This window comes from Pseudomonas sp. PICF141 (assembly GCF_002286815.1).
In the GTDB taxonomy this organism is placed as follows: domain Bacteria; phylum Pseudomonadota; class Gammaproteobacteria; order Pseudomonadales; family Pseudomonadaceae; genus Aquipseudomonas.
This window is the reverse complement of the sequence record NZ_MUNM01000055.1, coordinates 1-17880: the sequence shown is the minus strand read 5'-3', so window position 1 is coordinate 17880 and position 17880 is coordinate 1. Positions and strand designations below refer to the sequence as shown.

Here is a 17880-nt window from a genome sequence, read left to right as displayed (position 1 = left end):
GCCAGTTATAGAACGCCCGGGCACTTCTCGCCAGCAGCATCACAGCGCTGAATGCAGGTAAACTGGCCGCCTTAACTTGAGGAGCCTGCCATGAGCGAGCCAACTGACATCGACAACGACGAAGAAGAGTTCACCGAAACGACGCTGATCGAAGCCATCGAAAACCAGATCGAAAGCGACAATCCACCGGCGGCCAAGGCCACGTTCAACAAGCTGACCCTGGTGGGTTACGAGCGTGAGGAAATCCTCAACCTGATGGCCCACGTGCTGGCTTATGAAATCGATGCCATGCTCGATGACGACCGTGCCTTCAATACCGAATGGTATGAAACCGCGTTGCGCGCGCTGCCAGAGTTGCCGCCGGAAAAGAAATAAGCCCAATCCGTTTCGGGCACGGGACTGTGGCGAGGGGGTTTACCCCCGTTGGGTCGCGAAGCGGCCCCAAAAGCTTTGCGACTGCTTCGCAGCCGAACGGGGGCAAGCCCCCTCGCCACAAAAGCCCGCCTCCACATGGATTTGTCATCCATCCGTATTGCCTTGCCCCAGACGCTGACTGAACTGGAAACCACCTCAAGTGAAAAACCCTGTTACGAGCACTGGACATGCTGCGCGAGTGGGCTCACCTTAGGAGCGCTATCGTCCAATTCCTAGAAAGTCTGGAGTCCTTATGTCGCTTACCCCTGAGTTGGTTGCCGAACTGGAAATCCTCGCCCTCTTCAACCTGGACAGTTCCCAGGAAGGTTTGAAAATTCATCAGACCGCTGCCCCGAAAGCCATTGCCGCTGCCCAACGACTGTTCGACAAAGAATTGATTACCCAGCCCGATGGCGGTTATCTGACCAGCCTGGGGCGTGACGCTGCTCAAAATGTACAAACCCTTCTAACCATTTTGTCCGTACGCGAAACAGCCTGAACATCAGCGCATCGCCCACGGAAAGCTCTGTCACGGGATTTCCGCGGGCACACCTTGGTGCCCGCCGTCGCCGCGCGATAAAAACCTGACGCCAGAAATACAAAATCAGCTTAAAAGTCCCGGGGCCGAGGCGCTAAACTGCCCCTCATCCCGAGCCCTCCACATTCGAGCCCGCGAGCCGGATTGAGCTGACATGACCCGCACCCATGAAATCCGCCCCGATCTGGACGAGGGAATCGACCGCAAGGTTCTCAGCCAGTTGCGCGCCCGTTTTCTGAAGCTCAACGAGGGCCGCATGGCCCGCGCCATGGAAGGGCTATCGACCCGCCAGCAAACGGTGCTGAGCCTGCTGCCGCTGTTTTTCCACGTCAATCATCCGCTGTTGCCGGGTTACGTTTCAGGTAGCACCCCGGCAGGGCTGTCAAATTTCGAACCTGACGCCAATACCCTCGCCGAAGCCCAGCGCCTGACCCGCTCGTTTTCCTACAAACCACGCCACGGCAGCAACCCGCCGCGACCGATCCACGGCCTGTTCCTGATGGGCAGCCTCGGCACCTTGGCCCAGGCCGATCAGAGCGATATGGACGTGTGGGTCTGCCACGGGCCGGACTTGAGCGAAAGCGAGCTCACGGAGCTGCGCAAAAAATGCCAGCTACTTGAAACATGGGCGGCCAGCCAGGGTGCCGAGGCGCATCTCTTCCTGATCGACCCTGCGCGGTTCGTGCTCGGTGAGCGCGATACCCAATTGAGTTCGGAAGATTGCGGCACCACCCAGCATTACCTGCTGCTGGACGAGTTCTACCGCACCGCGATCTGGCTGGCCGGCCGCACCCCCATCTGGTGGCTGGTGCCGGTTTATGAAGAGGCAGCGTATGACCGTTATACCCACACGCTGTTATCCAAGCGTTTCATCCGTTCCGACGAAACCCTGGACCTGGGGCATCTGGCCTATATCCCGCCCGGAGAATTCATCGGTGCCGGGCTCTGGCAATTGTTCAAAGGCATTGAGTCACCCTACAAATCCGTGCTCAAACTGTTGCTGACCGAGGTCTATGCCAGTGAACACCCCAAGGTCCACTGCCTGAGCCTGCGCTTCAAGCAGGCGGTGTTTGCCAATCAGCTGGACCTGGATGAACTGGATCCATACGTCGTGGTTTACCGGCGTATCGAGGAATACCTCACGGCCCGGGGCGAATCGGAACGCCTGGAGCTGGTGCGCCGCGCGCTGTACTTGAAGGTCAACCGCAAACTCACCGGCAGCAGCGGTCGCACCCAGAACTGGCAGCGTTCGTTGCTCGAACGCCTGGCCCACGAATGGCAGTGGGATCAGCGTCAGCTTGCGTTGCTCGATAGCCGCAGCCAATGGAAGGTCCGCCAGGTCAGCGCCGAACGCCGAGCCTTGGTCGGCGAGCTGAATTACAGCTACCGCTTCCTGACGCAGTTTGCCCGCAACGAGCAGACCGTCAGCCTGATCAACAAACGCGACCTCAATGTACTGGGGCGGCGTTTGTACGCGGCCTTCGAGCGCAAGGCCGACAAGGTCGAATTCATCAACCCGGGCATTGCCCCTGATCTGGCCGAAGACACTCTGACGCTGGTGCAGGCGCCAAACAAGAAAGAACCGGGGCAAACCCAATGGGGTCTGTACAACGGCAGCCTGACGGCCCATGAGTGGGAACATTTCGCGCCGATCAAGCGCAGCCGTCAGTTATTGGAATTGCTCACCTGGTGCCACCGCAACGGCGTGATCGACAGCAGCACCCGCCTGGCCCTGCATCCCGGCACCAGCGATTTGAGCGAGTTCGAACTGTTCAACCTGCTCGGCAGCCTGCAACAAAGCATCGCCCTGCCCCTGAGTACTGTCGCCGAAGAGCCTTTACTGCGCGCCAGCGTGCCAAGCGAAGTACTGATTCTGGTGAATGTCGGCATCGACCCGCTCAAGCACCATCGCGACCTGAACATCCTGATGACCACCGAACGCACCGATTCCCTGAGTTACGCCGGCGTGCGGGAAAACCTGGTGCTGACCCTGGACCAGGTCACGCTCAATAGCTGGAACGAAGTGCTGGTCAGCCGCTTTGACGGCCCCCATGCCCTGCTCGACTGCCTGCGCGATTACCTCAACACCCTGCCGGACGGGCCACAACAGCCCAAGGTGCGGGTACGTTGTTTCTGCCACAACCGCGCGCAATTCATTGCCCGGCGAGTCGAGGACATTCTCGACACCGCGCAGAACCTGCTACTGAGCAAACTCAATCATCGTTACCTGATTCAGGTCCAGCAGCACTACCACGTGCTGGAACTGGTGCCGGGCCAGGTCAATCACATTGCCCTCGCCACCCTGCCAGCGCTGTTCGATTACCTTGGCGAAGAACTGGTGAGCTACAGCCCGTTTCATCTGGATCCGATGGCACTGGAAGATCACGACCTGGCGCTGATCCTGCCCATGGGGCAACCCGATTGCGTTCAGGTGTTCTACCGGATCAACGAACATCAGGCCGAGGTGTATGTTCTGGATGAGTTCAATGCCCTGTGGCAGCAGCGCTTGCCCTATCACGACGAACAGAGCCTGCTGGTGCCGCTGCAGCGCTTCCTGCAATCGATCCAGTACCGGCGTGATGCCTTGCTGCCGATGGACGCTGCCCAACCATTAAGTCTGGACACTTTGTATTACCAGTTGTTGCCTTCAGGTACCGCACGGGCGCGTCGCGTCGAAACCCGGCCGGCACCGCAATCCCCCGTCAACAAGCCGTTCTATGACGTGCAAGCCATCATCGGCAAAGCCGCACCAGGGCAGGTGCAGGTCACGCTATATTGCAACCAGCGGGAATTTTGCGAACTGGAATATGGCGACCAACTGTTCAGCGTGGTCGCCCGGGAAATCGTCGAGCAGCGCCGCGAGGCCGAACGCTATCGCTGCTACATCACCGATCTGGACCTGTCGGGGCTGCTCGGTGATGGTCAGGGTTCAAGCCATCTGTATCTGCGCTACAAGGCCGACCTGGAACGCGCACTGAACGAGGCGCTCGAGCAGGTCTGAGGCGTGGTCAAACGTTGAAATCACCGCCATGGTCAGGTTGCGATTCGACTTCAAGCAACGTCAGTTTGAGGGTCTTGCCGCCCGGTGCCGGCCAGTCGATGTGCTGACCGACTCTCAAGCCCAGCAAAGCACTGCCCACCGGCGCCAGAATGGAAATCCGGCCTTCGTCGGCGTTGGCATCCTTGGGGTAAACCAGGGTCAGGTGATAGTCCTTGCCGCTGCTTTCTTCACGGCAATGCACGCGGGAGTTCATCGTCACGACGTCGGCGGGCACCTCTTCGTGACCGACCAGGGTATCGGCGCGATCCAGTTCGGTTTGCAGCGCGATCACGCCCGGCAGCGTGTTATCCAGGCTGTCGATCAGGCGCTCCAGACGTTGCACGTCCAGACGGGTAAGGGTGATGGAAGGTGCGGTCATGATCAGGGCAGACTCCTTTCTTCTGCACGAAAAAAGCAAAACCCCGCCAGAAGAAGGCGGGGTTTTCACGAGCCTCGGTGGGTTGAGGCGTCTCTGGACACTATCACAGCTCAATAAATATACAAGCGAGGCCGCCGAACACCCTCTTTAGGGCTAGCGAGTAACTTTGTGTTTAGGGTTGGCGAATAACTTTGTGGCGAGGGGGCTTGCCCCCGTTCGGCTGCGCAGCAGTCGTCAGCTTTTTGGGGGCGCTTGGCGACCCAACGGGGGCAAGCCCCCTCGCCACAGGTAAGCATCGCTACCCAATAGAGTGATCAGACCGCAGATTTTCGCTGAACAGCCTGCGCACAAATCACCCGCCGCCGCTCATCATCCGCCGAGCGCCATTCGCGAATATCTTCGACATGACGGAAACACCCCAGGCAAACCTTCTGCTCATCCAGCCGACACACGCCACTGCACGGCGAAGGCACCGCCGGGCTGATATTGCTGTAAAGCGGTTTGGGCGGACGAACGGACGCAGGCTGAGTCACGATCTCACAAACCTTCGAAATCGAGTTCGACGTCAGCCTGCTGCTTGACGATGCGTTCAAGCATTTCGCCCAGCTGCTCTTCGCTCTTGTCGCACATCCAACGCTCGCTCTCCTCGTCGTAGTCGAAGTGAAAGCCGCCGGACACCGCCGCCAGCCACAACTGCCGCAGCGGCTCCTGGCGACTGAAGATCAGCGCGGTGCCGTTTTCGAACTTGACGGTGAGCACACCGGCCGAGCTCTCCAGATCGATATCCAGTTCACTATCGTCAAAAATATCCTCCAGCGTCTGCTGGGTCGCATCGACCAGGTCGTGGAAGCGGGCTTCGGTCAAACTCATTGCGGGAACCTCAAAAAGTGTCTACTCACGCTCAAGCGCCGCAAGATACGGGCGAGCCCCGGTGATTGCAAAGGATAACCACCCAGGGCCCTGTCGGTACATCCAACACTGCTCTCTGTGAGAGCGAGCCTGTTTGCGAAGCGAGGGCACTTGCAACATCGCGGGTGACTGACATACCGCCATCGCGAGCATCTCACAAGGAGAGCCGCGTTCCGGCGGTGACAAGACAAGCCCCGCCGGACGGGAGGTGCGTCGCATAGGCAAGCTGCCGGGTGGCCGGTATACTCCGGCGCAATTAACGCATTTTCAAGGATTTCGCCATGAAGCGCCTGATCTCTTCCCTTGCTGCGCTCACTTCGCTCGTCGCTTTTGTCAGCTTGTTATCGGCCTGTGGTCAAAAAGGCCCGCTGTACCTGCCTGATGAAAATCAGGACCCCGCAGAGCAAGCCAAATCGTCGCAGCAGACTCCGTCGAAAGCCCACAAGCACGACGTCTACTAAGGGAACGCTATGGACGCTTTTAACTACCGTGACGGTGAGCTGTTCGCGGAAGGGGTTGCCCTGTCCGCCATCGCCGAGCGCTTTGGTACACCGACCTACGTTTACTCCCGTGCCCACATCGAAGCCCAATACCTGGCGTATGCCGATGCGTTGGCCGGCATGCCACACCTGGTCTGCTTTGCGGTCAAGGCCAACTCCAACCTGGGTGTACTGAATGTCCTGGCGCGTTTGGGCGCCGGTTTCGACATCGTTTCCCGTGGCGAGCTGGAACGCGTGCTGGCCGCTGGCGGCACTGCGGACAAGATCGTGTTCTCCGGTGTCGGCAAGACCCGTGATGACATGCGTCGTGCGCTGGAAGTCGGCGTGCACTGCTTCAACGTCGAATCCACCGATGAGCTCGAACGTCTGCAAGTGGTGGCCGCGGAGCTGGGCGTTCGCGCGCCGATCTCGTTGCGCGTGAACCCGGATGTTGATGCCGGCACCCACCCGTACATTTCCACCGGCCTCAAGGAAAACAAGTTCGGCATCGCCATCGCCGACGCCGAGGACGTGTACGTGCGCGCCGCACAACTGCCTAACCTGGAAGTGGTCGGCGTCGATTGCCACATCGGTTCGCAACTGACCACCCTGCCACCGTTCATCGATGCCCTCGACCGCCTGCTGGGCCTGGTCGACCGCCTCGGCGATTGCGGCATCTACCTGCGCCACATCGATCTCGGTGGCGGTTTGGGCGTGCGTTATCGCGATGAAGAGCCGCCATTGGCTGGCGACTACATCAAAGCCGTGCGCGAACGTCTCGACGGTCGTGACCTGGCGCTGGTATTCGAGCCGGGCCGTTTCATTGTCGCCAACGCCGGCGTGCTGCTGACCCAGGTCGAGTACCTCAAGCACACCGAACACAAAGACTTCGCCATCGTCGATGCGGCCATGAACGACCTGATCCGCCCGGCGCTGTATCAAGCCTGGATGGACGTCACCGCCGTGCGCCCGCGCAACAGCGCCGCTCGTGCCTACGACATCGTCGGCCCGATCTGCGAAACCGGCGACTTCCTGGCCAAGGATCGTCAACTGGCCCTGGAAGAAGGCGACCTGCTGGCTGTGCATTCGGCCGGTGCCTATGGGTTTGTCATGAGTTCCAACTACAACACCCGCGGCCGCGCCGCTGAAGTGTTGGTGGACGGTGATCAGGCATTTGAAGTGCGTCGCCGTGAGACGGTAGCCGAGTTGTTTGCTGGCGAAAGCCTGCTGCCGGAGTAAAACCATGCTGCTGCGTTTTACCAAGATGCACGGCCTGGGCAATGATTTCATGGTCCTCGACCTGGTCAGCCAGCACGCGCACATCCTGCCCAAGCACGCCAAACAATGGGGCGATCGGCACACGGGGATCGGTTTCGACCAGTTGTTGATCGTCGAGGCGCCGAGCAACCCGGACGTGGACTTCCGCTATCGGATCTTCAACGCCGACGGCTCCGAAGTGGAACAGTGCGGCAACGGTGCGCGCTGCTTCGCCCGCTTCGTACTCGACAAGCGCCTGACCGCCAAGCGGCTGATTCGCGTCGAGACCAAAAGCGGCATTATCGAACTGGACATCCGCAACGATGGCCAGATCTGCGTCAACATGGGCGCCCCGCGCCTGGTGCCGGCCGAGATTCCATTCGATGCCCCGAGCCAGGCCCTGAGCTATCAGGTCGACGTCGACGGCACCCAGGTCGAACTGGCCGCGGTGTCCATGGGCAACCCCCATGCCGTGTTGCGGGTCAGCGATATCAACAACGCACCGGTGCATGAACTGGGGCCGAAAATCGAACATCACCCGCGCTTTCCGGCACGGGTCAATGTCGGTTTTCTCCAGGTCATCGACCGGAACCGTGCGCAGTTGCGCGTCTGGGAACGCGGGGCCGGGGAAACCCAGGCGTGCGGAACCGGCGCCTGTGCTGCCGCAGTCGCCGCGATCAGCCAGGGGTGGATGGATTCGCCGCTATTGATCGACCTGCCCGGCGGGCGTCTGTCCATTGAATGGGCAGGCCCTGGCCAACCGGTCATGATGACCGGCCCGGCAGTACGCGTATACGAAGGACAAGTGCGTCTTTGAGTGAGCCAAATCCATGACCGACAAGCCCCAGGTTCCCGCCCCGCAGCCCGACGAATCTCCTTGCGAAAGCCTTGAGGCGGCGGCGATTGCCGCGTACCTGGAGGCTCATCCGGATTTCTTCATCGAGCACGAAGAACTGCTTCCGGCGCTACGCATTCCGCATCAGCGCGGCGACACCATTTCGCTGGTCGAACGCCAGATGACGATTCTGCGCGACCGCAATATCGAGTTGCGTCATCGCCTCTCGCACTTGATGGACGTGGCCCGGGACAATGATCGACTCTTCGACAAGACCCGCCGCCTGATTCTCGCGCTGATGGACGCCACCAGCCTGGAAGATGTGGTAATCAGCGTTGAAGACAGCCTGCGACAAGACTTCCAGGTGCCCTTCGTCAGCCTGATCCTGCTGGGCGACAACCCGATGCCGGTGGGTCGTTGGGTGACGCATGCCGAGGCGCAAACAGCGATCGGTGGCTTGCTCTCGGAAGACAAAAGCGTCAGCGGCAGCCTGCGAGAGCATGAACTGGACTTCCTGTTCGGCGAGGAACAGCGCAAGCAGATCGGCTCCACCGCCGTCGTCGCCATTTGCCACCAGGGCATCCACGGCGTCCTGGCCATCGCCAGCCGCGATCCGCAGCACTACAAGAGCTCGGTGGGTACGCTGTTCCTGAGTTACATCGCCGAAGTCATGGGCCGCGTGCTGCCTCGGGTCAACAGTTCCCTGCGCTCGGTACGCTGACCATGGAACGACAACTGGACGCTTACTGCGAACACCTGCGCAGTGAGCGGCAGGTGTCGCCGCACACGCTGTACGCCTATCGCCGCGACCTCGACAAAGTATTGGGTTGGTGCGTCAAACAGAACATTGGCAGTTGGGCCGCGCTGGACATTCAGCGCCTGCGCAGCCTGATCGCCCGCCTGCATGCCCAGGGCCAATCCTCCCGCAGCCTGGCGCGGCTGCTCTCGGCCGTGCGCGGGCTTTATCACTATCTGAACCGCGAAGGTCTGTGCGATCACGACCCGGCCAACGGCCTGGCGCCGCCCAAGGGCGAACGTCGCCTGCCGAAAACCCTCGACACCGACCGCGCGCTGCAACTGCTTGAGGGCGCGGTGGAGGACGATTTTCTCGCGCGTCGGGATCAGGCGATTCTGGAGCTGTTCTATTCCTCCGGCTTGCGGCTTTCGGAACTGACCGGGCTCAACCTTGATCAGCTGGACCTGGCTGACGGTATGGTTCAAGTGCTGGGCAAGGGCAGCAAGACGCGGCTGTTGCCGGTGGGTAAAAAGGCTCGCGAAGCGCTGGAGCTATGGTTGCCTTTGCGGGCAATGACCAACCCGGCGGACGACGCAGTGTTTGTCAGCCAGCAAGGCCGGCGCCTCGGTCCACGGGCGATTCAGGTACGGGTCAAGGCTGCCGGCGAGCGCGAACTGGGGCAGAACCTGCACCCGCACATGTTGCGACATTCCTTCGCCAGCCATTTGCTGGAGTCCTCTCAGGACTTGCGGGCGGTGCAGGAACTGCTCGGCCACTCAGACATCAAGACCACCCAGATCTATACCCATCTGGACTTCCAGCACCTGGCGACGGTCTACGACAGCGTCCATCCACGGGCCAAACGCATTAAAGGCGACGATTCATGACCATCCAATTGATCACCTTCGACCTCGATGACACCTTGTGGGACACCGCCCCGGTGATCGCCAGCGCCGAAGTCGTATTGCGTGAATGGCTGACCGAGCAAGCGCCGACCCTGGGCGCAGTACCGGTAGAACATCTGTGGTCGATTCGCGAACGGGTGCTGAGCCACGAACCGAGCCTCAAACACCGCATCAGTGCCTTGCGTCGGCGGGTGCTGTTCCATGCACTGGAAGAAGCCGGTTATGGACATGCTGAAGCAGCCGACCTGGCCGATCAGGGTTTTGAAGTGTTTCTGCATGCACGGCATCAGCTGGAGATCTTCCCGGAGGTGCAACCGACCCTGGAAACTCTGGCCAATCACTATGCGCTTGGCGTGGTGACCAACGGCAATGCCGATGTGCGTCGATTGGGGCTGGCAGATTATTTCAAGTTTGCCCTGTGCGCCGAAGACATCGGCATCGCCAAGCCCGATGCGCGACTCTTTCATGAAGCATTGCTGCGGGGCGGCGCGACTGCCGAAACCGCAGTGCATATCGGCGATCATCCCGGCGATGACATTGCCGGCGCCCAGCAGGCGGGGTTGCGGGCAATCTGGTTCAACCCGGCGGGCAAGGTGTGGGAGGCAGAGAAGGCGCCGGATGCCGAGATTCGCAGTTTGACCGAGTTGCCGGGGTTGTTGGCGCGCTGGAATTCGGTTTTGTAGCGGCTTTGAGATCGCCTTCGCGGGCAAGCCTCACTCCTACAGGATTTGCGTCGTGCGCGATATTTGCGAACGACACAAATCCTGTAGGAGTGAGGCTTGCCCGCGAAGCTCTTCGGCCCATTTATCCTTCCCCATGAAAAAGCCCGCAGCGACGGCGGGCTTTTTCAGCAAGCAAGAAGCAGGCGCTTAGATAGGCCGGCTGCCGTACTTGTTATCAGGCTTTTTGGGAGGATCGGCGACCACATTGGCCTCCACTTCCTGCACCTTGCCGCCCCGTGCAAGAAACTCTTCCATGGCCTTGGCCAGGGCGTCGCGTTCCTTGTTCTTGGCTTCGACGCTCGGCAGCTCATCGACCGATACCGCAGCCTTGGCCTTGCCTTTGGCAGTCGGAACGGGCACATCACCGCCGTCGTCTTCAGCGACGTCTTCTGCCGCCGCATCAAGGCCTTCTTCGGTTTCGTCTTCGTCGCCTACTTCGAGGTCGTCGTTTTCCAGATCATCGTCGCTCATGTTCTACCTCATGACTTGCGAAAAGCAAATTAGTTATAGCCCAGCTTTGCTGTCTGTCGACGGCTGCCGGAAAAAATCAACCACCACTGGTGACCAGCGGTTTTCATGCCCCTTCACCGTGCACGGTGGCGAGGACTTTACGGGCACCGCCGTGATCACGGTGCTCGCCCAGATAAACACCTTGCCAGGTCCCCAACGCCAGTCGGCCTGCCGAGATCGGCAAACTGAGCTGACAGCCAAGTACGCTGGCCTTGAAGTGCGCCGGGAGGTCGTCCAGGCCTTCGTCGTTATGCTCATAGCCGTCTGTTCCTTGTGGGATCAGACGATTGAAAAATCGTTCGAAGTCGCGACGTACCGCCGGATCGGCGTTCTCGTTGATGGTCAACGACGCCGAGGTATGCTGTAGCCACAAATGCAACAGACCGACCCGACACGCCTTGAGTTCAGGCAAGCCGGCGAGCAATTCATCCGTTACCAGATGAAACCCCCGGGGCCGTGCTCGCAAGGTGATCAGAGTCTGTTGCCACATACTGTTCTCCGCACGTTCGGGGCGCATTCTAGCGCGCTCTGGAAAAAAACAAAGGCCCTAATATTCCTTCAATCATGTAAGCCATTGGCCGCATAAAAACCCCCGTCGCAAACGGGACTGAACGTGTATGAAAAAACCTTTCAGCCCTTCCTTCACTGACAAATCCCAGACAAAAAAATGCCCGGCAAGCCGGGCAATTTTTTCATGGGCGTGCTTACAAGTTGTAGCCGCGTTCGTTGTGAAGCGCCAGATCGATGCCGACAGCTTCTTCTTCCTCGGTGATACGCAGCCCCATGACGGCATCCAGGACCTTGAGGATGATGAACGTGACGATCGCGGTGTAGATCACCGTGAAGCCAACGCCTTTGCACTGGACCCAGACTTGTGCACCGATGTCGGTGACGGTGCCGAAGCCACCAAGAGCCGGTGCCGCGAATACACCCGTCAGGATTGCGCCGAGGATACCGCCGATGCCGTGCACGCCGAAGGCATCCAGGGAGTCGTCATAACCGAGTTTGCGTTTCAGGGTGGTGGCGCAGAAGAAGCACACCACGCCCGCCGCCAGACCGATCACCAGAGCGCCCATCGGGCCCACGGTGCCGGCCGCCGGAGTGATTGCAACCAGACCGGCCACCACACCCGAAGCGATACCCAGTGCGCTTGGTTTGCCGTGCGTGATCCACTCGGCAAACATCCAGCCCAGCGCCGCCGCAGCGGTGGCGATCTGGGTGACCAGCATCGCCATGCCGGCAGTGCCGTTGGCGGCGGCAGCGGAACCGGCGTTGAAGCCGAACCAGCCGACCCACAGCATCGCGGCGCCCATCAAGGTATAACCAAGGTTGTGCGGGGCCATCGGGGTGGTCGGGAAACCTTTACGCTTGCCCAGCACCAGGCAGGCAATCAGGCCAGCCACACCGGCGTTGATATGCACCACGGTGCCGCCGGCGAAGTCGAGAACGCCCCAGTCCCACATCAGGCCGCCGTTACCGGACCAGACCATGTGCGCGATCGGTGCATAAACCAGGGTGAACCAGATGCCCATGAAAATCAGCATGGCGGAGAACTTCATCCGCTCGGCGAAAGCACCGACGATCAACGCGGGGGTGATGATGGCGAAAGTCATCTGGAAGGTAATGAAGACCGCCTCGGGGAACAGTGCCGCGGGGCCGGTCAGGCTCGAAGGCGTGACACCGGCGAGGAACGCCTTGCCCATGCCACCGAAGAACGAGTTGAAGTTGACGACGCCCTGTTCCATGCCGGTGGTGTCGAACGCAATGCTGTAGCCATAAATGACCCACAGAATGCTGATCAGACCGGTAATGGCGAAGCACTGCATCATCACGGAAAGAATGTTTTTCGAGCGAACCATGCCGCCGTAGAACAGCGCGAGACCGGGAATGGTCATGAACAGCACGAGGGCTGTCGAGGTCATCATCCAGGCGGTGTCGCCGGAATTGAGGACTGGGGCCGCCACTTCGTCTGCCGCCATGGCCAGGCCGGGCATTACGAGGGACAACAGGGCTCCTAGCCCTGCGATTTTACGCAGAGTCATATTGTTTTCTCCTGGGGCGTTGGGTTTGTGGCGGCTTAGATTGCGTCGGTATCGGTTTCGCCGGTACGGATGCGAATCGCCTGTTCCAGATTGACCACGAAGATCTTGCCGTCACCGATCTTGCCGGTGTTGGCGGCCTTGGTTATCGCCTCGATAACCCGGTCCAGATCCTTGTCGTCAATGGCGACATCGATCTTCACCTTGGGCAGGAAATCGACCACGTATTCCGCGCCGCGATACAGCTCGGTGTGACCCTTCTGCCGGCCGAAGCCTTTGACCTCAGTAACGGTAATGCCCTGCACGCCGATTTCGGACAGCGACTCGCGCACGTCGTCCAGTTTGAACGGCTTGATGATGGCAGTGACTAGCTTCATGAAACTCTCTCCCGAATTGGTGGACTTGCCCCAGGAAAACAAACCCGACTCAAGTCTAAGCGCAGTGCCTGGCTTTGTAACGCATCGTCGGCCTTACCTGCCGTCCGACGCCAGCGAACCACTCCGCACGAAACATCCCCCGTTCCGCTTGGCGCACTGCATTCGTCACAGCGACTGCATCAGTGCATGGGTCACCAGCGACTAAGCAGAAAGCTTGCCATCTATCTAAATCCCATTGATTTCAATGCCTTGGCCGCGGCCGAAGCGCCTTCCGCCCGATTGAGGCAACCGTTACGCACAACAACAGTGCGCGGCCGCCCACTCGATTGCGCGAAAAGCGTGCATCGCAGTTGCCGAGATTGACTATAGACACTGCGTGATACACTGCTCGCCATTGTTGACAGGACATTTCCCATGCTCGCGCCCAAAGATTTCCTCGACGCCCTGAGCGGCACCGCTTCCCGCCTCTTCAGCGGCGACACCCCACTGCCGAAAAGCGAAATCGAAAGCCAGTTCAAGGCTCTGTTGCAGAGCGGCTTCAGCAAGCTGGATCTGGTCAGCCGGGAAGAATTCGATAGCCAGATGGTCGTACTGGCACGCACCCGCGCCCGGTTGGAAAGCCTTGAGGCGAAAGTGGCGGAGCTGGAAGCGAAGCTCAATCCACCGACCGAGTAACACCGTAATCCCTGTGGGAGCGGGCTTGCCCGCGAATGGGGACGCCTCGGTCTACCAGCCCTCCCACATGGGACAGACCACCCCTGTAGGAGCTGCCGAAGGCTGCGATCCTTTGATCTTTAAGCCTTCAAAAACCCCGGCAACGTCCTACAAGAAAACCACCGCCGTCCGATTGCGTCGCAAAGCCCCGGTTTCTAAGCTCACCCAATGCTGAATGTTCAGCACTGGGTTTGGCGACCCGGATAGCATCCGACGCACTGCGACCACGTTCGAACCGGGGAATTATCCCATCTCGAATTATGGCGGCTGTGCGTGGGAGACCTTCGGGTCTGCCGGTTTCCGGATGCACCGGTTCGCCAACCCGCGTATAGCTGCCACCCTTTTCGTTTGGCGACGATCAGAGGCAGTTTCCTTCATACGAATCCGGGAGCTGCACCATGGACGAAAACTATCTAATCCCCCACATTTTCACCCGCCACAAACTCTACCTCCACGCCCTCCTCCTGGAAAACCAAGCCTGGTTCAGCGCCCGCGACCTCGGCCGATTGCTCCGCCTCTTCCTCGACGAACGAGCGCTACGCAAACTCGATCCCGACCAACACCAAAATCTGCAGATGCTCATCCACGGCACCGTCGAAAACACACTGCTGATCAGCGAATCCGGCGTCTACGCGTTACTGGTTTACCACTACTGCCCAGAATACCGAGGCCTGCGCGAATGGCTGACCCACGACGTGGTGCCAGTGCTCAGAGACGCCCAGCAACCCGCCTCAACAGAGCGCCCGATTCTGAGCCTGCTGAATTGGCCGCAGATGTCGTTGAGTTTGCTGCACTGGAATAATCAGCCGTGGATTCGGTTGCAGGATGTTCCATCCATGCTGCCTGGTCGGGAACTGCCACGATGTACAGCGAATGGATCGTGGTGGAAAAGGGCTTCGCGGGTGCTGCAATCGCTTTGAGCACCCGGAGCTCAGCCGCGCCTCACCTGGGCCTTACGCAACTCGTAAGTCGATTGCAGGTTAAGCCAGAACTCGGGTGTTGTTTTGAGATGGATGGAAAGCTTCTTGGCCAGATCGGCACTGACCCCGATCTGGCACATTACGAGGCTGCTGACTTCACTCTCAGACTCATTCAGCGAGCCTGCCAAAACCGCGAAGGTCATGCCCACCGGCTCCATAAACTCTTGACTGAGGATTTCGCCAGGATGAATCGGGCGCATTCCAATACGGTTCATTCGCACCTCCTGAGGCTTCTTTCTGCAGTACATGTTAAGCAACAACCTAGATCAGACAAGACCGTCAACACTCTTTCACCGATGTCCTTCACTGATCCAGGCACGATCCTACAAAAAATAGCTCCCACAGCTGATTACGTTGGCCTTCTACCTCCCTTACGCTTCCCAAAAAATACCAAGTATTGGTTACGAGGCCTCAACGAAACTAAAGACGTAAGAGCCGAAAATGTCTGTTGTAGGCCAATAGAGCAAAACCCCGGCCCTATCGCTAAGGTTTTTGTTAAAGTGAACAAAGACAAGGGGATCATTCGTCAGACTAAAAACGTGCCCATGAGGCTACATCGAATGACTTAAGCCCTTAGACGGATCAGTGGGTTGAACTGTGAATTCGGCTTTTAGTAGAAGCCTCAATAGAAAAGGTTACCTGACATGCGTTTGAGCAAGGTCACCCTGAATAATTTTCGCTGCTTCGATAATTTGGAGCTGACTCTTCATCCTCGGCTGACTGTCATCGTTGGCAAAAATGGTGGCGGGAAAACTGCTATTTTGGATGGGATTTCTGTTGGGCTTTCGCCTGTTCTTCGGTATCTGTCTTCGCCCAATCAGCGGTTGTCTGGAGTTGGGATCAAAGATACCGACTTTAGAATCGAGTCTTGGGGTACACGCGGTGCTCAGGAGCGTTGGGGAGCTTGCGACTCCTCACAGGTGATTGTCGAAACCACTACGCCATTAAAATGGGATATCTGGAGAGGCAAGGCACCGTCAAAAAAAATCGGTGAGTCCGAGCTGTCACGAGATTTGGCTCGTATCAACGAGAGCTTGAAGTCGGACGCGCCTGAGCTTCTGCCGATTTTTGCCTACTACGGTGCCCAGAGAGGCTACATCGAAATTCCTCAGCGATTGCGTGCAGGAAATCAGAACTATAGCCATCCGACTTCTGCTTTATTCGATGCTCTGCATGCGCGAAGTGATTTTCGGGAGATGCTCAAGTGGTTTGATGTCGAAGAGTCAGTTGAACTGCGGAGTAACAAGGGCTGCCGCCCCGAAGAATACGAAGAAAGCGTAGCACTGAGCGCAGTTAGATCGGCCATAAATCAAGTCTTAGGCGGTGACTACAACAATCCTAGGTTTAATCGGGAACACAAGTTTGTAGTTGATGCCGGGCACGGACCGAGCCCACTTCAGGTCAGTCAGCTTAGTCAGGGTTACCAGAGCATGCTGGCACTGGCTATGGATTTTGCTCGGCGCCTCGCAATTGGTAATAGCCATTTACATCAACTATTCGACTTTTCTAACGAGGAAGCAGCTACCGCCTTCCTTGACGAGGTGCGAGAACTCAATCCGACATGGTTTGAGGACTCGGCGATTGACGATATCCCCTCCTTTGGTACACCTGTTTTACTTGCGCCCGGAGTCATGCTGATCGATGAGATTGACCTTCATCTACACCCTGCTTGGCAGCAAAGGGTCTTGGAGGACTTGCTACGCACGTTCCCAAAAACACAATTCATTGTCACTACTCACAGTCCTCAGGTACTAACTACGGTTCCATCTGAATGTATTCGTATTCTTCGAGATAACAAAATCTTCTCAGCCCCACCTGGAACTGAGGGAGCTGAACCTGAACGTATGCTGAAGCAAGTATTGGGATTGGAGGATGTACGTCCATCTACTAATAATGCGACTAAGGAGCTTAGGGAGTATCTAGCATTGGTAGACCGGGATGATTGGAGTAGCCCTCGTGCTTTGGAGCTAAGGCAGATTTTGGACGCTCGCTATCAGGGCAATGAGCCTGAACTTCTTGAAGCCGACTTGCATATAGAAAACCGTAAATGGGAGCAAGAGGATTGAAGGACGTACCTCGGGAAGCCGAACCTGCACAGCTAACTGCCTACCGCAATGCTGCGCCGGATAGTAGTTGGGAGCAAATGCGAACTGATACCCTCTTTAATGGACCTGTCGCCTACACTACTTGCCGTACGCAGCTCATCAGTGACCAAGGAGGGCTCTGTGCATTCTGTGAAATTGGTATTCATGAAAATGATCCATTGAAATGTAGGGTCGAGCATTTCCACCCCAAAGCGGATATTTCACCGGAGCATAATTGGGCGCTAGATTGGAACAATCTCTTGGCGGTTTGCTCTGGCGGTTCTTGGAAGCATGCAAGCGCACCTTATGCGCTTGAACCATTGAGTGAAAATTTGAGCTGCGATGCGCACAAGGATCGGATGATTCAAGCGGGTGTATTACCGCAGCAATGTGAAGGCTGGATCATCAACCCGCTTGATCTACCCCGGTCACCTCTCCTATTCCGTCTGGAGAGAAGTACCGGAAAATTATTTCCTAATGAAGTTGCGTGTGCAACCTTCACCGTTTGGCCTGGCAATCAGCATACGGATGTACAAGAGCTAGTTCAGCACACAATAAAGATGCTAAACCTCAACTGCGAACGACTATCGACAGCAAGGTTGACCATCAGCAGAGAAATTGAGCGCAGCAAGAAAAGGCAGCGCGATGCTGGTTTTAGTGCGCAACAAGGGCTACGCAATTTAGCCGAACGCTATTTTCGTCAGCGCTGGCCGGATTTTTTTACTACGATCCGTCTTTGCTTAGGCGCCACTGCTGATCAGTACCTTACTGACAGTGGGTACCGTGGTTAGCTTTTACAAGCAAAAATATGGTTGCAAGAGCCTGAACCGCATTTATAAGTAAGTCGCCTGACTAACTTTTTTGTAAGCGTCTGGTGAAGTCGTCTGGACAAAGCAAATGGTCTAAATACGATCAGATTTCCCGAAAGAGCAGCTCGCCAGTTCGCTTTTTCATTTCTTGAC

At 58.0% G+C, this 17880-nt stretch carries 21 protein-coding genes; 13 read left to right on the top strand and 8 right to left on the bottom strand.

The annotated features are described in order from the left end of the window. Nucleotides 1-90 precede the first annotated feature (90 nt). The 3 genes from BZL43_RS15425 (at nucleotide 91) to BZL43_RS15415 (ending at nucleotide 3953) form a co-directional block, all read left to right on the top strand. A complete protein-coding gene (locus BZL43_RS15425; protein ID WP_095633113.1) occupies nucleotides 91-375 on the top strand; it encodes a hypothetical protein in 285 nt (94 codons plus the stop codon). A gap of 292 nt (nucleotides 376-667) precedes the next feature. Continuing rightward, complete coding sequence (locus BZL43_RS15420) at nucleotides 668-913, top strand: TIGR02647 family protein (RefSeq protein WP_095633112.1); 246 nt, start codon at nucleotides 668-670, stop codon at nucleotides 911-913. A 193-nt stretch (nucleotides 914-1106) separates the two neighbouring features. Continuing rightward, a complete protein-coding gene (locus tag BZL43_RS15415; protein WP_095633111.1) occupies nucleotides 1107-3953 on the top strand; it encodes a class I adenylate cyclase in 2847 nt (948 codons plus the stop codon). 7 nt (nucleotides 3954-3960) lie between these two features. Here BZL43_RS15415 and rnk read toward each other — a convergent pair whose 3' ends face one another. The 3 genes from rnk to cyaY form a co-directional block, all read right to left on the bottom strand. After that, a complete protein-coding gene (gene rnk, locus BZL43_RS15410) occupies nucleotides 3961-4371 on the bottom strand; it encodes a nucleoside diphosphate kinase regulator (protein ID WP_095633110.1) in 411 nt (136 codons plus the stop codon). Nucleotides 4372-4685: 314 nt separating this feature from the next. Then, complete coding sequence (locus BZL43_RS15405; protein WP_095633109.1) at nucleotides 4686-4904, bottom strand: DUF1289 domain-containing protein; 219 nt, start codon at nucleotides 4902-4904, stop codon at nucleotides 4686-4688. Between the two features lie 4 nt (nucleotides 4905-4908). Then, a complete protein-coding gene (gene cyaY / locus BZL43_RS15400) occupies nucleotides 4909-5241 on the bottom strand; it encodes an iron donor protein CyaY (RefSeq protein ID WP_095633108.1) in 333 nt (110 codons plus the stop codon). Between the two features lie 320 nt (nucleotides 5242-5561). On the opposite strand from cyaY, the gene BZL43_RS15390 reads away from it, so the two are divergent. From BZL43_RS15390 to BZL43_RS15365, 6 genes are read left to right on the top strand one after another with little or no spacing between them, the layout of a single operon-like run. Then, nucleotides 5562-5741: a lipoprotein gene (locus BZL43_RS15390; RefSeq protein WP_095633106.1), complete on the top strand. Its 180-nt coding sequence runs from the start codon at nucleotides 5562-5564 to the stop codon at nucleotides 5739-5741. A 9-nt stretch (nucleotides 5742-5750) separates the two neighbouring features. Continuing rightward, the gene (gene lysA, locus BZL43_RS15385) at nucleotides 5751-6998 is read left to right on the top strand and encodes a diaminopimelate decarboxylase (RefSeq protein WP_095633105.1); all 1248 of its coding nucleotides are present in this window, start codon (nucleotides 5751-5753) and stop codon (nucleotides 6996-6998) included. 4 nt (nucleotides 6999-7002) lie between these two features. After that, nucleotides 7003-7833 carry a diaminopimelate epimerase gene (gene dapF, locus BZL43_RS15380; RefSeq protein ID WP_095633104.1) on the top strand — a complete coding sequence of 277 codons (831 nt, stop codon included), beginning with the start codon at nucleotides 7003-7005 and terminating at the stop codon, nucleotides 7831-7833. Nucleotides 7834-7846: 13 nt separating this feature from the next. Further along, nucleotides 7847-8572, top strand: coding sequence for a DUF484 family protein (locus tag BZL43_RS15375; protein ID WP_095633103.1), 726 nt, complete (start codon nucleotides 7847-7849; stop codon nucleotides 8570-8572). Nucleotides 8573-8574: 2 nt separating this feature from the next. Continuing rightward, a complete protein-coding gene (gene xerC, locus BZL43_RS15370; protein ID WP_095633102.1) occupies nucleotides 8575-9474 on the top strand; it encodes a tyrosine recombinase XerC in 900 nt (299 codons plus the stop codon). Beyond that, nucleotides 9471-10175, top strand: a complete 705-nt coding sequence (locus tag BZL43_RS15365; protein ID WP_095633101.1) for an HAD family hydrolase — start codon at nucleotides 9471-9473, stop codon at nucleotides 10173-10175. Before xerC ends, BZL43_RS15365 begins: the two co-directional genes overlap by 4 nt. 186 nt (nucleotides 10176-10361) lie before the next feature. Here the strand turns inward: BZL43_RS15365 and sutA are convergent, their stop codons facing one another. The 4 genes from sutA to glnK all read right to left on the bottom strand — a co-directional run bounded on the left by sutA (nucleotide 10362) and on the right by glnK (nucleotide 13140). Beyond that, nucleotides 10362-10685, bottom strand: a complete 324-nt coding sequence (gene sutA, locus BZL43_RS15360) for a transcriptional regulator SutA (protein ID WP_095633100.1) — start codon at nucleotides 10683-10685, stop codon at nucleotides 10362-10364. Between the two features lie 103 nt (nucleotides 10686-10788). After that, on the bottom strand, nucleotides 10789-11214 hold the full coding sequence (locus BZL43_RS15355; RefSeq protein WP_007989493.1) for a secondary thiamine-phosphate synthase enzyme YjbQ: 426 nt from the start codon (nucleotides 11212-11214) through the stop codon (nucleotides 10789-10791). Between the two features lie 214 nt (nucleotides 11215-11428). Next, entirely contained in the window at nucleotides 11429-12766 is a 1338-nt protein-coding gene (locus BZL43_RS15350) for an ammonium transporter (protein WP_095633099.1), read from the bottom strand. A 35-nt stretch (nucleotides 12767-12801) separates the two neighbouring features. Next, nucleotides 12802-13140 (bottom strand): P-II family nitrogen regulator, encoded by a 339-nt coding sequence (gene glnK, locus BZL43_RS15345; protein WP_002555808.1) that lies wholly within the window; start codon nucleotides 13138-13140, stop codon nucleotides 12802-12804. 414 nt (nucleotides 13141-13554) lie between these two features. Here glnK and BZL43_RS15340 point away from each other — a divergent pair, with 414 nt between their 5' ends. Continuing rightward, nucleotides 13555-13815: an accessory factor UbiK family protein gene (locus BZL43_RS15340; protein ID WP_008007559.1), complete on the top strand. Its 261-nt coding sequence runs from the start codon at nucleotides 13555-13557 to the stop codon at nucleotides 13813-13815. 437 nt (nucleotides 13816-14252) lie between these two features. Further along, nucleotides 14253-14774, top strand: coding sequence for a Bro-N domain-containing protein (locus tag BZL43_RS15335; RefSeq protein WP_095633098.1), 522 nt, complete (start codon nucleotides 14253-14255; stop codon nucleotides 14772-14774). An 11-nt stretch (nucleotides 14775-14785) separates the two neighbouring features. Here BZL43_RS15335 and BZL43_RS15330 read toward each other — a convergent pair whose 3' ends face one another. Then, nucleotides 14786-15049, bottom strand: a complete 264-nt coding sequence (locus BZL43_RS15330) for a HigA family addiction module antitoxin (RefSeq protein ID WP_095633097.1) — start codon at nucleotides 15047-15049, stop codon at nucleotides 14786-14788. Nucleotides 15050-15478: 429 nt separating this feature from the next. Between BZL43_RS15330 and BZL43_RS15325 the strand changes: the two genes are divergently transcribed. Both BZL43_RS15325 and BZL43_RS15320 read left to right on the top strand, forming a co-directional pair. Next, nucleotides 15479-16900 carry an AAA family ATPase gene (locus BZL43_RS15325; RefSeq protein ID WP_095633096.1) on the top strand — a complete coding sequence of 474 codons (1422 nt, stop codon included), beginning with the start codon at nucleotides 15479-15481 and terminating at the stop codon, nucleotides 16898-16900. After that, nucleotides 16897-17709, top strand: coding sequence for a retron system putative HNH endonuclease (locus tag BZL43_RS15320; RefSeq protein ID WP_168185099.1), 813 nt, complete (start codon nucleotides 16897-16899; stop codon nucleotides 17707-17709). Before BZL43_RS15325 ends, BZL43_RS15320 begins: the two co-directional genes overlap by 4 nt. The last annotated feature ends 171 nt before the right edge of the window (nucleotides 17710-17880 follow it).

What these genes read in the sequence shown, in the direction of transcription:
- BZL43_RS15365 (WP_095633101.1), top strand. Translation starts at nt 9,471, where the DNA reads ATGACCATCCAATTGATCACCTTCGACCTCGATGACACCTTGTGGGAC.
- dapF (WP_095633104.1), top strand. Translation starts at nt 7,003, where the DNA reads ATGCTGCTGCGTTTTACCAAGATGCACGGCCTGGGCAATGATTTCATG.
- BZL43_RS15340 (WP_008007559.1), top strand. Translation starts at nt 13,555, where the DNA reads ATGCTCGCGCCCAAAGATTTCCTCGACGCCCTGAGCGGCACCGCTTCC.
- glnK (WP_002555808.1), bottom strand. Translation starts at nt 13,140, where the DNA reads ATGAAGCTAGTCACTGCCATCATCAAGCCGTTCAAACTGGACGACGTG.
- BZL43_RS15335 (WP_095633098.1), top strand. Translation starts at nt 14,253, where the DNA reads ATGGACGAAAACTATCTAATCCCCCACATTTTCACCCGCCACAAACTC.
- BZL43_RS15390 (WP_095633106.1), top strand. Translation starts at nt 5,562, where the DNA reads ATGAAGCGCCTGATCTCTTCCCTTGCTGCGCTCACTTCGCTCGTCGCT.
- BZL43_RS15415 (WP_095633111.1), top strand. Translation starts at nt 1,107, where the DNA reads ATGACCCGCACCCATGAAATCCGCCCCGATCTGGACGAGGGAATCGAC.
- BZL43_RS15330 (WP_095633097.1), bottom strand. Translation starts at nt 15,049, where the DNA reads ATGAACCGTATTGGAATGCGCCCGATTCATCCTGGCGAAATCCTCAGT.
- BZL43_RS15375 (WP_095633103.1), top strand. Translation starts at nt 7,847, where the DNA reads ATGACCGACAAGCCCCAGGTTCCCGCCCCGCAGCCCGACGAATCTCCT.
- xerC (WP_095633102.1), top strand. Translation starts at nt 8,575, where the DNA reads ATGGAACGACAACTGGACGCTTACTGCGAACACCTGCGCAGTGAGCGG.
- BZL43_RS15325 (WP_095633096.1), top strand. Translation starts at nt 15,479, where the DNA reads ATGCGTTTGAGCAAGGTCACCCTGAATAATTTTCGCTGCTTCGATAAT.
- rnk (WP_095633110.1), bottom strand. Translation starts at nt 4,371, where the DNA reads ATGACCGCACCTTCCATCACCCTTACCCGTCTGGACGTGCAACGTCTG.
- lysA (WP_095633105.1), top strand. Translation starts at nt 5,751, where the DNA reads ATGGACGCTTTTAACTACCGTGACGGTGAGCTGTTCGCGGAAGGGGTT.
- BZL43_RS15355 (WP_007989493.1), bottom strand. Translation starts at nt 11,214, where the DNA reads ATGTGGCAACAGACTCTGATCACCTTGCGAGCACGGCCCCGGGGGTTT.
- BZL43_RS15425 (WP_095633113.1), top strand. Translation starts at nt 91, where the DNA reads ATGAGCGAGCCAACTGACATCGACAACGACGAAGAAGAGTTCACCGAA.
- cyaY (WP_095633108.1), bottom strand. Translation starts at nt 5,241, where the DNA reads ATGAGTTTGACCGAAGCCCGCTTCCACGACCTGGTCGATGCGACCCAG.
- BZL43_RS15420 (WP_095633112.1), top strand. Translation starts at nt 668, where the DNA reads ATGTCGCTTACCCCTGAGTTGGTTGCCGAACTGGAAATCCTCGCCCTC.
- BZL43_RS15350 (WP_095633099.1), bottom strand. Translation starts at nt 12,766, where the DNA reads ATGACTCTGCGTAAAATCGCAGGGCTAGGAGCCCTGTTGTCCCTCGTA.
- sutA (WP_095633100.1), bottom strand. Translation starts at nt 10,685, where the DNA reads ATGAGCGACGATGATCTGGAAAACGACGACCTCGAAGTAGGCGACGAA.